The organism is Nocardia sp. IFM 10818, assembly GCF_054655275.1.
The window spans coordinates 6,292,743-6,304,092 of record NZ_BAAHJH010000001.1; the positions used below are offsets into that span (position 1 = coordinate 6,292,743).

Consider the following 11,350-nt stretch of genomic DNA (forward strand, 5'->3'; position numbering starts at 1 on the left):
CTGCGACCTGTGGTGAATTTCGCCGGGGACTACGGGACGAACTGGAGGGTCGAGGACTTGCCGGATTCGAGGGCGGCGGTGTGGGCGGCGATGGTGAGGCCGTCGCTCAACGTCTCACCGGCGTCGAGTTTTTCGATGAGGCGGGCTTCGGCTTGCTTGATGGCGGCCGCCGCATCGAGGAGGGAATCGGCGTCCTCCGGATCGACCACGACCACGCCCTCGTCATCGGCGAGGATCAGATCGCCCGGGGATACCGGCACGCCGCCGCAGGTGACGCGGACCTGGAGTTCACCGAGTTCGGAGGTGGTTCCGGCCATGGGCGTGATGAACCGGCTGTAGATCGGCAGCTCGCAGGTGCGGACATAGCCGATATCGCGGTAGCCGCCGTCGACGATGATCCCGCCGAGCCGGCGCACCAGCGCCCCGCGCGCGAAAAGCTCGCCGGCGAGGGCGATCTCGCTGCCCCCGCCGTCCACCACCACGACATCACCGGGCGCGGCGGCCTCGATGGCCCGCAGCGCGCCGAAGAAGTCGGCGGTGCAGCGAACGGTGAAGGCGGGACCGAGGATTCGCGTGGCGGCCGACCGCGGGCGCATGGCGCTGTCCATGACCCGCAGCGACTTGTCCGCATCGCACAGGGCGGTCGTATCGACGGAGCGGAATTTCTCGGTAAGTCGGTCGGCGACCATCGGCAACGCCCTTTCGAGGCTCGAAACGGGTGGGCCACCCGACTCTACTGACCGGGCGGCCCATCCTGCGGCGAATCACGAGGTGGCCGAGGAGATCTCCAGCAGGCGCTTCGGGTGCATGCCGTTCACCTGGCCGATGAAGGGCGGATGGATGCTGTACCCGAGCATGCGGCGGATGTCCTCGCTCACCGCACGGACAATGTCGTGCGGCGTGGAGAGGGTGAACGCCTCCTGCGGGCGCAGCCAGGGTTCGCAGTATTGGGCGGTGAGAGCCAGGCGGGACTCCGGTGAGCGGTTCGCGCCGCCGCCGTGCCAGAGGGTGCCGAGGAAGAAGACGCAGGACCCGGCGGGCATGACGACCGGGACACGCTCGTCGGACTCCGCGGGCAGCCGGTCGGGCCACTCGTGACTGCCCGGGACGATGTCGGTCGCGCCGTTGACGGCGGTGAAATCGTCTATGGCCCAGATGGTCGCTGCGCTGAGGGCCCGGCGCGGGCGCGGCAGCGGATAGAAGCCGTCGTCGGTGTGCAGCATCTGCGCGGCCTCGCCCGGCCGGATATTGATGACCTGCAACATCGACAGCAGATAGTTGGGCATGAGCAATCGGTCCAGGAGCGCCAGCACCCGGGGATGCTCGACCACCCGATCGCAGCTGCGGGTCTTGTTGAGCACGCTGTAAACCCGTTGCGTGCCATGGCCTTCGAAGTTGTTGCGGCCGGTGCGATCGAGCAGCGGTGTGACCTCGCCACGGATCTCGTCCAATTCGCCCGGCGTCAGCAGGTTCTCCAGGATCACGTGACCATCGCGCAGCACGGCGACCAGGTCCGCGTCGGCGACGGCCGGATCCACCGTTCTCCCGGCGCTTTCCGTGCGGCGGTATTTCCCGGCGAGATCACCGGTCAGATCGACGACGGACGAAACCTCGGCGCTCATGACGCCCTCCGATCGGAAACATAACTGAATTCTGTTATTGTTCTGACTGTGGCACGTGCACCGCTGGGACGTCAACAGCTGCTCGACGCAGCCCGCGCCGAACTCCTGGAAGGCAATGGCGTGGTCGATCTGCACGCCCTCAAACGCCGCTCCGGCCTCAGCACCGGCGCGCTCTATCACCACTTCGGCTCCAAGGCCGGCCTGCTGGTCGCCGTCTACGAGCGCTTCCACGCCGGGCTGGTGGCAGCCATCGCCGACGAGACGCTGCCCGCCGGGGCGCGCTGGGGTGATCGCGAACGACTGCGTACCCGGCATTTCGTCGCCTACCACTTCGGCGATCCGCTGGCCGAGCTGCTGCTGACCCGCATTGTGCTGGAGCCCGAGGTGGCCGAACTGGAGGCGGGCGCGCTCACCCGGCTCAGCGCCTCGGCGGGCCGCAATATCGCGCAGGGCCAGCTCGACGGGGATATCGACCCGTCGATCGACGCCGAACTGGCCGGGGCCTGCATAATCGGCGCCCTGCGCTACGGAATCGCCGATCAGCTGCGCCGCGACCCCAGGCCCACCGTCGAGGAAGCCAGTGCGCGGCTCTGGGGCGTCATCGCGGGCGCGCTGACGCCGAATTCGGCAGGCTGACCGGATTCCCCACCGCGCGCTGCAGGCCCCGGAGGCGTGATACTGGGTTACATTCGCCTGAATCGATGACTTCGTAGCTTCACCCGATCAGGGAGGCCCGCGATGACAGTCCCCGAAGGTTACCCCGTTCCCCCGCCGCTGCAGCCGCCCATGCAGGAGCCGACGGTTGATCTGGATGTCTTTCCGCCACAGCAGCATTCCCGCTGGACCGTGCTGCTGCGCCTGATTCTCATCATTCCGCAGGCCATTGCGGTCTGGGCGCTGGGGATCGCGGCGCTCGTGGTGGTGATCTGCGGCTGGTTCGGCGCCCTGTTCACGGGCCGCCTGCCGCAATGGTGCGGCGATTTCCTGCGCGGATACACCGCCTACACCACCCGCGTCTACGGCTACGGCATGCTGCTGGTGGACGACTATCCGCCGTTCTCCTGGGCGGCGCCGGACTACCCGGTGCGCGTGTTGTTCCATCCGCCGACGGAGCTCAATCGGCTGGCGGTGCTGTTCCGATTGATCCTCGCCTTCCCGATTCTGGTGCTCTCCAGCTGGCTGACCAGCGGGTGGGCGGTCATCTCGATCATTCTGTGGCTGATCGTGCTGATCACCGGCCGGATGCCGCAGGCGGTCTTCGAATCCACCGCCGCGGTGCTGCGCGCCCAGCTGCGCACGGGCGCCTACACCTATCTGCTGACGCCCACCTATCTGAAGGGCGTCTTCGGTGACGGGCAGGCGTCGACCGGGCCGGTCATGCCCACCGGGCAGCCCGCGCAGTCCCCGACGCGGCCGCTGCTGGTCTCCGGCGCCGCGCGGGTGCTGCTCATCGTCATCCTCGTCGTGGGCATTCTGACCAGCTTCGCCCAGTCCGCGGTGAACACCTCCAGCTATGACGACGGGACCGACACCGTCTCCTCGTCGCACCACGTCAATAGCCGGTAGCTATTCATGTGGCGGTAAACACAGCGATTCTGGCTAATTCCAAGCAACATTCAGCGTCGCCCCGCCGATACGTTCACACAGAGCATGCGCGACAACGGCTTTTCGCTGTTGTCGCGCACGCATGTGTAGTGCCCGGTGCGGGGGCCGGTTCCGAACAGCCCTGCGGTCATTGCGACCGCGCGAGCGAAAGGACCGGAATCGATGCGATCGATTCATGGAGTGTCGGACTCGTCCAGACCCGGGAGCCGGTGGGCTCGCCGGACGGGGCTGGGAGTGGTGTTGTCGGTGCTGGCATCACTGCTGGTCGCGCTGACCGGCGGTGGGACGGCCGCGGCGGCGTTCAATCCGGCCGCATTCGACTTCTGGGTGGAGTCGCCCACCATGGGACCGATCAAGACGCGCATTCTGCGCGCGGCGGACGGCAATACCAATCGGGTCGTGTACGCGCTCGACGGAATGCGGGCGCGGGAGGATCTCAACGGCTGGGAGATCGAGACCACTATCGCCGAGGCGATGGCGGCGGCGAATATCAATGTGGTCATGCCGGTGGGCGGTCAGTCCAGCTTCTACACCGATTGGAACGCTCCCAGCGAATTCTTCGGCATCCCGGCGGGAACCGGGTCGGCCAATACCGGATCCGGTGCGACGGACGCGCTCTCGGGCGGGCCGGGCAAGAGCTACCGGTACGAGTGGGAGACCTTCCTGACCCGTGATCTGCGGTGGGCGCTGCGGGATCGGCTGGGCTTCAATCCGAATCGCAATGGCGTGTTCGGGCTGTCCATGGGCGGCAGCGCGGCGCTGACCATGGCCGCCTACCATCCCGATCAGTTCAGCTTCGCGGGTGCATTCTCCGGGTATCTGAACATCTCCGCGCCCGGTATGCGGGAGGCGATCCGGCTGGCCATGATCGACGCGGGCGGGTACAACGTGGATTCCATGGCGCCGCCGTGGGGGCCGCAGTGGCTGCGCATGGATCCGTTCGTATTCGCGCCCAATCTGGTCGGCAACAACACGCGTCTCTACATCGCGGCGGCCAGCGGACGGCCGACGGCCATGGACGGGCCGAATATGGGCACCGTGAACGGTATGGCGCTGGAAGCCTTGGCGCTGGCCAATACGCGCGCCTTCCAGGTGCGCATGGCCACGCTGGGCGGCGGCAATGTCGCGTACTCGTTCCCCGAGTACGGCATTCACGCCTGGAACAATTGGCAGGACGAGGCGTATCGCATGCTGCCGGATCTATCCGCCAATATCGGTTAGCGCCGCGATAGAGGTTTCGAAGGCCGCCGGCACATCGGCGATGCGCAGGTGTGCGCGGTCCCGGACCACCCACTCCCCCGCGACCATGACGTCGGTGACATCGGATGCCGTTGCCGCGTATAGGATTCCGTCCCGGTCCGCGCCCGCGGTGCGGAGTGAGCCGGTGTCGACGCAGACCAGGTCGGCGCCCTGGCCGGAAGCGAGTTCGCCGAGGCCGGACCAGCCCGAGGCAGCGTGCGCGGTTGCGGCGGAGCGCAATTCGCCGGGGGTGAAGCGGCCGCGGCGGGCGCCGGCGAGGCGCTCGTGCCATTCGAGGGCCCGGGCCTCGAACCACGGGTCGATGACGGACTGACCGTCACTGCCCAGGCAGAGGCGCACGCCCACGTCGGCCAGCCGGCGGGCGGGGCCGATGCCGTCGCCGAGATCGGATTCGGTGCTGGGGCACAGGCAGACCCAGGATCGGGCCAGTGCGGTGATATCGGCCGGGTCGAGGTGGGTGGCGTGCACGGCGACCGTGCGTGGGGTCAGCGCACCCGCCGCGGCCAGCAGACCGGTGGGCGTACAGCCGTGCCGGGCCAGGCATTCCGCGTTCTCCCGGGGCTGTTCGGAGAGGTGGACGTGCAGGGGCCGGTCGGCCGCGCCGTGCACCACGGCGGGGAGCTGCTCGGCGGGCACGGCGCGCACCGAGTGGATTGCCGCGCCGACCACCACGAGACCGCTCGCGGGGCGGAAGGATTCGAGGCGGTGCGCCCAGGCGTCGGCGTCGCTGTCGGCGAAGCGCCGCTGGACGCCGGTGGGCGGCCGGTCGAATCCGCCTGCCAGATAGCAGACATCCAGGAGCGTCAGGCGGATACCGGCCTCCGCGGCCGCGGCCGCCAGGGCGTGGGAGAACGCGTTGGGGTCGTCGTAGGGGCGACCGCCCGGCCGATGGTGCAGGTAGTGGAATTCGGCCACGCTGGTGTACCCGGCCAGCACCATTTCGGCGTAGACGGCGCGGGCCAGACGGTAGTAGGAATCCGGCTCCAGGCGTTCGGCCAGGGCGTACATGCGGTCGCGCCAGGTCCAGAAGCTGCCGCGATCATCGTGGGTGCGCCCGCGCAGCGCGCGATGGAAAGCGTGTGAGTGGGCATTGGCGAAGCCCGGCACGACGAGACCGGGAAGAACCGTGCCGGTGGGGGTTTCATCGACGGTCACGCCGGTGATCACGCCATCCGCGATCTCGATGCGCACCCCGTCCGTGACTCCGGAGGGCAGCCAGGCCCGACGACACCAGTACGTCTGGACCGCGCTCCCGGCGGCGGCCACGCCTCCCATGCCGCTCATCCGGCCAGGCTCCGCAGCACCCGCGCCAATTCCGCGGTGCCGTGGTCGATATCGGCGGGCTCGGCGAATTCCTGTGGCGCATGGCTGATTCCGCTCGGATTGCGGACGTACAGCATGGCCGTGGGGACGAAGGGCGCCAGCACCGCGGCGTCATGCCCCGCACCGGTGGGCAGCACCGGTGCGCCGCCGAGCAGCGTGGTGAGCTCATCGCGCAGCCGGGGATCGAAATCGGCCCTGCCCTCGAACGACTGCTCCACCACGTCCAGCCCGCACCCCTCGAGTTCGGCCGCGGCCCTCGCCTGTTCGGTGATCGCGGCGACCAGCTCGCGAACGTTCCCCGGTTCGGGCAAGCGCGCGTCGAGCCAGACGTCGACCTGCGAAGCAATGACGTTGGTGCCACCCGGTGTCGGCACGAGCCTGCCGACCGTGGCCCGGGCCTCGGGTACGGCGGCGGCCGCACGACGCACCGTGCGAATCATGTCCGCGGCGGGCAGCATCGGGTCGCGGCGATCATCCATGAGCGTGGTCCCCGCATGATTGCCCTGCCCGGTGAACGTGAACCGCCAGCGCCCGTGCGGAATGATGTTGCTGCCCACCGCCAGCGGCGAATCCAGATGAACGAGCCCCCGCCCCTGTTCGACGTGCAGCTCGACGAAAGTCCCGATCCGCCCGAGTGTTTCGTCATCCCGGCCGAAATGCTCCGGCACCTGCCCGGCCACCCGCGCCGCCTCGGCGAAGGTAGTGCCGTCCGCATCGCGCAGCACAAGGGCTTCCGCCGGATCGAGTGTGCCGGTCAGCAACCGGGATCCCAGACACGGCACCCCGAACCGCCCGCCCTCCTCCTCCGCGAACACCACGATCGCCAGCGGCCGCCGCGGCACGAACCCCTCCGCCCGCAGCACGTCGAACGCGGCCAGCGCACTCACCACCCCCAACGGCCCGTCATAGGCCCCACCCCCCGGCACCGAATCCAGATGACTCCCGGTCACCACGGCATCCGGCCCCGGAGCCCCGAACCACGCCCACACATTCGCATTCCGATCCACCTGCACATCGAGCCCCCGCGCCCGCGCCGCCGCCGAGAACCACTCCCGCAACTCGGAATCGGCCGTCGTGAAAACATGCCGCGAGTAGCCCCCGCGCGCTCGATCGGCACCGACCGCACTGATCTCGGCCAGCAGATCGTTGGCGGACACCGCCGCCGGGCTCATGCCGCCACCCCGTCCACCAGCGCGAAAACAACAGCCCCGCCCGCCGGCTCACCACGATCCAGACCCGTCATCCCGGCGTCGCCCGCACGAGGGCCGGGGCCAGGGCCAGGGCCAGGGAGACTTTCGGCCGGGCGCTTGGTTGAGTTGCTCATCGGTTCACCGCTCCCACATCGGAATTCGAAGGCCTTTGGCGCGAGCGACGGCCTCCGCTTCCGGGTAGCCGGCGTCCACGTGTCGTAGGACGCCCATCGCCGGATCGTTGGTGAGGACTCGTTCGATCTTCTGGGCGGCGAGGGGGGTGCCGTCGGCGACGGTGACCTGGCCGGCGTGGATGGAGCGGCCCATGCCGACGCCGCCGCCCTGGTGGATGGACACCCAGCTGGCGCCGGAGGCGGTGTTGACCAGGGCGTTGAGTAGGGGCCAGTCGGCTATGGCGTCGGAGCCGTCGGCCATGGCTTCGGTTTCGCGGTAGGGGGAGGCGACCGAGCCCGCGTCGAGGTGGTCGCGGCCGATGACGATGGGGGCGGCGACTTCGCCGGTGGCGACCAGTTCGTTGAAGCGCAGGCCGGCGCGGTGGCGTTCGCCGTAGCCGAGCCAGCAGATGCGAGCGGGCAGGCCCTGGAAGGCGACGCGGTCGCCGGCGAGGCGGATCCAGCGAGCCAGGGACTCGTTCTCGGGGAACAGGTCGAGGATGGCGCGGTCGGTGGCGGCGATATCGGCCGGATCGCCGGAGAGGGCCACCCAGCGGAAGGGACCCTTGCCTTCGCAGAAGAGGGGGCGGATGTAGGCGGGGACGAAGCCGGGGAAGTCGAAGGCGCGCTCGTAGCCGGCCAGCTTGGCTTCGCCGCGAATGGAATTGCCGTAGTCGAAGACCTCGGCCCCGCGGTCCAGGAAGCCGACCATGGCGCCGACGTGCAGGGCCATGGAATCGCGGGCGCGGCGGGTGAATTCGTCGGGTTTGCGGCTCGCGTAGTCGTCCCAGTCCTCGAGGGCGATGCCGATGGGCAGGTAGGTGAGGGGATCGTGGGCGGAGGTCTGGTCGGTGACGATGTCGGCCTCGACCTCGCGGCGCAGCAGTTCGGGCAGGATCTCGGCGGCATTGCCGATGAGCCCCACCGACAGCGGACGGCGGGCCTTCTTGGCGGCCGTGACCCGGGTGAGGGCGTCGTCGAGGTTGTCGGCGATCTCGTCCAGGTACCGGGTCTCGACGCGGCGGGCGGCATGGCGCGGATTGCATTCGATGCACAGCGCCACGCCCTCGTTCATGGTGATGGCGAGCGGTTGCGCGCCGCCCATACCGCCCAGACCCGCTGTGACGGTGAGGGTTCCGGCGAGGCTGCCGCCGAAGCGCTTGGCCGCCACCGCCGCGAAGGTCTCGTAGGTGCCCTGCAGAATGCCCTGGGTGCCGATGTAGATCCAGGATCCGGCGGTCATCTGCCCGTACATGGTCAGACCGAGCTGCTCCAGCCGCCGGAACTCCGGCCAATTCGCCCAATCGCCAACGAGATTGGAATTGGCGATGAGCACGCGCGGCGCCCATTCGTGGGTGCGCAGCACGCCCGCCGGCTTGCCCGATTGCACCAGGAGCGTCTCGTCGTCGGCGAGACCGGTGAGGGTGCGGGCCAGGGCGTGAAAGCTGTTCCAGTCCCGCGCCGCCTTTCCCGTCCCGCCGTAGACGACCAGATCCTCCGGCCGCTCGGCGACTTCCGGATCCAGATTGTTGTGCAGCATCCGCAATGCCGCCTCGGTCTGCCAGCTGCGGGCCGTGCGGGCGGCGCCGCGGGCGGCTCGGACGATATCGGTCATTGTTTCGAAACCCCCAAGCGCGGAGAGGCGGAGCGGTCGAGAATCTGATTCACCGCACCGGAGCGAATGAGCCGCTCCACTGCCGCGATATCGGGCGCCAGATGACGATCCGGCCCGGGCCCGGGTACCCGCTCCCGCACCAGGTCCCGCACGGCCGCGGTCACCGGCGCGGGCCGCAGCGGTGCGCGAAGGTCGAGAGCCCGTGCCGCGGTGAGCAATTCGATGGCCAGCACACTGGTCAACCCGTCCACGGCGCGGCGCAGCTTGCGCGCGGCGGCCCAGCCCATGGACACATGGTCCTCCTGCATGGCGCTGGACGGAATGGAATCCACCGAGGCCGGCGCCGCGCAGCGCTTGAGTTCGGAGACGATGCCCGCCTGGGTGTACTGGGCGATCATGTATCCGGAGTCGACGCCCGGATCGTCGGCGAGGAAGGCGGGCAGCCCGTGTGAGCGGTGCACGTCCAGCATCCGGTCGGTGCGCCGCTCGGCGATGCTCGCCACATCCGCGATGGCGATGGCCAGGAAGTCCAGCACATAGCCGACCGGCGCGCCGTGGAAGTTGCCGTTGGATTCCACCCGCCCGTCGGTCAGCACGACGGGATTGTCGATGGCGGACGACAATTCACGTTCGGCCACGGTTTCGGCATGGGCCAGGGTGTCGCGCGCGGCCCCGTGCACCTGCGGGGCGCAGCGCAGCGAGTAGGCGTCCTGCACGCGCGGGCAGTCCTCCCCGCGATGGCTGGCGACGATCTCCGAATCGGCGAGCGCCGCCCGCATATTCGCCGCCGATACCGCCTGCCCGGGATGCGGCCGCAGCTGCTGCAGATCGGCCGCGAACACCCGGTCGGTGCCCAGCTGCGCCTCCACGCTCATGGCCGCGGTCAGATCGGCGAGATCGAACAGCCGGTGCAGGTCCGCGATGGCCAGCAGCAGCATGCCGAGCATGCCGTCGGTGCCATTGGTGAGCGCCAGGCCTTCCTTCTCGGCCAGCGTCAGCGGTGTCAGCCCGGCCTCGGTCATGGCCTGCGCCATGGGCCGCTCGCCGTCGGGCCCGAGCACCGCGCCCTCGCCCATGAGCGCCAGCGCCACCGCGGCCAGCGGCGCGAGATCGCCCGAGCAGCCCAGCGAACCGTATTCGGGAACGACCGGAATCAGCCCGCTGTCGAGCAGTTCCGCCAGCGCCCGCGCGGTCTCGGGCCGCACCCCGGTGTGCCCGGTCATGAGGGTGCGCAGCCGCAGCAGCATCATGGCCCGCACCACCTCGGGCTCCACCGGCGCGCCCGCCCCGGCGGCGTGTGAGCGGATGAGCGAGCGCTGCAGATCGGTCCGCCGTTCCGGCGGGATGTGCCGCAGGGCGAGGGCCCCGAATCCGGTCGACACCCCGTACACCGGCCGCTCGCTGTGGGCCAGCTCGTCGATGTGCCCGCGCACCTTGGCCAGCCGGTCGAGCCCCTCCGGGGCCAGCTCCACCCGCGCGCCCTCCCGCGCGACCGCCACCACCTGCGCGGCCGTCATCGGCCCCGCGCCCACCACCACCCGCTGCGTCCCGATCGTCATGGGCACCATTCCAGTCCTCGAGACCGTCGGATTCGAGCACCCACACCCGGGTTTTGTCTGGTATTTCAGACAGTACGAAGAATGCGAGCGCGAGGCGGTGCCCAGATGAGTCGCAAGGCGGTGCCGGGATGAGTACCGATATCCCAGCCCTGCGGCGCGGCCTGCAGATCCTCGGCCTGCTCGCCCAGCGCCCCAATCCCATGCCCGCCGGGGCCATCGCCCGCGAGCTGGCCATTCCCCGCTCGTCCACCTATCAGCTGCTCGGCGAGCTGCAGCACGCCGGATACGTGGCGTACCTGCCCGATGAGCGCCGGTACGGCCTCGGGGTGGCGACCTTCGAACTCGGGTCCGCCTATCTGCGGCACGACCCGCTGGAGCGTCTCGCCGCGCCGCTGCTGCGCACCCTGGTCGACACCGCCGGCTGCACGGGCCACCTGGGCATCCTGCACGGCAATGAATCGCTGTATCTCCTGGAGCAGCGCCCGCCCCGCCCGCAGACCCTGGTCACCGATGTCGGGGTGCGCCTGCCCGCCCACCTCACCGCCACCGGCCGCGCCATGCTCCGCCACCTCGCGCCCGCGCATGTGCGAGCCCTCTTCCCCACCAGCTCCGCCTTCCCGATGCGCACCGCCCGCGGCCCGCGCGATCTCCGTCAACTGCGCCGCATCCTGCGCGCCGAGACCGCACGCGGCTGGTCGGTCGAGGACGGTTACATCACTCCGGGTTTCGCCACCGTCGCCGATGCCGTCTTCGACCACGGCGGGCGCCCCATCGCGGCGCTGAGTCTCACCCTGCGCCACCACTGCCCGGACGAGGCCATCGAATGCGGCGAAACCTGGCCGGAATTGGCCGCCGCGGTGCGCATTGCCGCCGCCGCATTGACGACCGCAATCGGCGGCCGCGTGCCCGCCCGATCCTGATGCCGTCTGTCTCAGTCGATTCCGATGCTTCGCCAAGCGACGACCAGCGGTTTTGTGCAGTTGCGCGCCGCGTTGTGTGCCTC

Annotated in this window: 10 protein-coding genes; 4 read left to right on the plus strand and 6 right to left on the minus strand. The window is 69.6% G+C overall.

The annotated features are described in order from the left end of the window. Nucleotides 1-29 precede the first annotated feature (29 nt). Nucleotides 30-689 (minus strand): RraA family protein, encoded by a 660-nt coding sequence (locus ACYQ5L_RS29280; RefSeq protein ID WP_459961457.1) that lies wholly within the window; start codon nt 687-689, stop codon nt 30-32. Between the two features lie 75 nt (nt 690-764). Further along, nucleotides 765-1,622 carry a phytanoyl-CoA dioxygenase family protein gene (locus ACYQ5L_RS29285; protein ID WP_459961458.1) on the minus strand — a complete coding sequence of 286 codons (858 nt, stop codon included), beginning with the start codon at nt 1,620-1,622 and terminating at the stop codon, nt 765-767. 48 nt (nt 1,623-1,670) lie between these two features. Here ACYQ5L_RS29285 and ACYQ5L_RS29290 point away from each other — a divergent pair, with 48 nt between their 5' ends. The 3 genes from ACYQ5L_RS29290 to ACYQ5L_RS29300 all read left to right on the plus strand — a co-directional run bounded on the left by ACYQ5L_RS29290 (nt 1,671) and on the right by ACYQ5L_RS29300 (nt 4,448). Next, on the plus strand, nt 1,671-2,258 hold the full coding sequence (locus ACYQ5L_RS29290; protein WP_459961459.1) for a TetR/AcrR family transcriptional regulator: 588 nt from the start codon (nt 1,671-1,673) through the stop codon (nt 2,256-2,258). Nucleotides 2,259-2,360: 102 nt separating this feature from the next. Beyond that, the gene (locus ACYQ5L_RS29295; protein ID WP_459961460.1) at nt 2,361-3,188 is read left to right on the plus strand and encodes a DUF4389 domain-containing protein; all 828 of its coding nucleotides are present in this window, start codon (nt 2,361-2,363) and stop codon (nt 3,186-3,188) included. Between the two features lie 201 nt (nt 3,189-3,389). Then, entirely contained in the window at nt 3,390-4,448 is a 1,059-nt protein-coding gene (locus ACYQ5L_RS29300; RefSeq protein ID WP_459961461.1) for an alpha/beta hydrolase, read from the plus strand. Here the strand turns inward: ACYQ5L_RS29300 and ACYQ5L_RS29305 are convergent. The 4 genes from ACYQ5L_RS29305 to hutH form a co-directional block, all read right to left on the minus strand. Beyond that, nucleotides 4,428-5,771, minus strand: coding sequence for a formimidoylglutamate deiminase (locus ACYQ5L_RS29305; RefSeq protein WP_459961462.1), 1,344 nt, complete (start codon nt 5,769-5,771; stop codon nt 4,428-4,430). The genes ACYQ5L_RS29300 and ACYQ5L_RS29305 overlap by 21 nt on opposite strands. After that, a complete protein-coding gene (locus ACYQ5L_RS29310) occupies nt 5,768-6,982 on the minus strand; it encodes an allantoate amidohydrolase (protein ID WP_459961463.1) in 1,215 nt (404 codons plus the stop codon). Before ACYQ5L_RS29310 ends, ACYQ5L_RS29305 begins: the two co-directional genes overlap by 4 nt. Before the next feature lie 156 nt (nt 6,983-7,138). After that, nucleotides 7,139-8,788 (minus strand): urocanate hydratase, encoded by a 1,650-nt coding sequence (gene hutU, locus ACYQ5L_RS29315; RefSeq protein ID WP_459961464.1) that lies wholly within the window; start codon nt 8,786-8,788, stop codon nt 7,139-7,141. Beyond that, nucleotides 8,785-10,347 carry a histidine ammonia-lyase gene (hutH, locus tag ACYQ5L_RS29320; RefSeq protein ID WP_459961465.1) on the minus strand — a complete coding sequence of 521 codons (1,563 nt, stop codon included), beginning with the start codon at nt 10,345-10,347 and terminating at the stop codon, nt 8,785-8,787. The genes hutU and hutH overlap by 4 nt, the downstream gene beginning before the upstream one ends. Before the next feature lie 128 nt (nt 10,348-10,475). On the opposite strand from hutH, the gene ACYQ5L_RS29325 reads away from it, so the two are divergent. Then, on the plus strand, nt 10,476-11,267 hold the full coding sequence (locus tag ACYQ5L_RS29325) for an IclR family transcriptional regulator (RefSeq protein WP_459961466.1): 792 nt from the start codon (nt 10,476-10,478) through the stop codon (nt 11,265-11,267). Nucleotides 11,268-11,350 lie beyond the last annotated feature (83 nt).

Excerpts from the sequence above, each read along its gene's own strand:
- ACYQ5L_RS29280 (WP_459961457.1), bottom strand. The coding sequence starts at position 689 with ATGGTCGCCGACCGACTTACCGAGAAATTCCGCTCCGTCGATACGACC.
- ACYQ5L_RS29285 (WP_459961458.1), bottom strand. The coding sequence starts at position 1,622 with ATGAGCGCCGAGGTTTCGTCCGTCGTCGATCTGACCGGTGATCTCGCC.
- ACYQ5L_RS29295 (WP_459961460.1), top strand. The coding sequence starts at position 2,361 with ATGACAGTCCCCGAAGGTTACCCCGTTCCCCCGCCGCTGCAGCCGCCC.
- ACYQ5L_RS29300 (WP_459961461.1), top strand. The coding sequence starts at position 3,390 with ATGCGATCGATTCATGGAGTGTCGGACTCGTCCAGACCCGGGAGCCGG.
- ACYQ5L_RS29305 (WP_459961462.1), bottom strand. The coding sequence starts at position 5,771 with ATGAGCGGCATGGGAGGCGTGGCCGCCGCCGGGAGCGCGGTCCAGACG.
- ACYQ5L_RS29310 (WP_459961463.1), bottom strand. The coding sequence starts at position 6,982 with ATGAGCCCGGCGGCGGTGTCCGCCAACGATCTGCTGGCCGAGATCAGT.
- hutU (WP_459961464.1), bottom strand. The coding sequence starts at position 8,788 with ATGACCGATATCGTCCGAGCCGCCCGCGGCGCCGCCCGCACGGCCCGC.
- hutH (WP_459961465.1), bottom strand. The coding sequence starts at position 10,347 with ATGACGATCGGGACGCAGCGGGTGGTGGTGGGCGCGGGGCCGATGACG.
- ACYQ5L_RS29325 (WP_459961466.1), top strand. The coding sequence starts at position 10,476 with ATGAGTACCGATATCCCAGCCCTGCGGCGCGGCCTGCAGATCCTCGGC.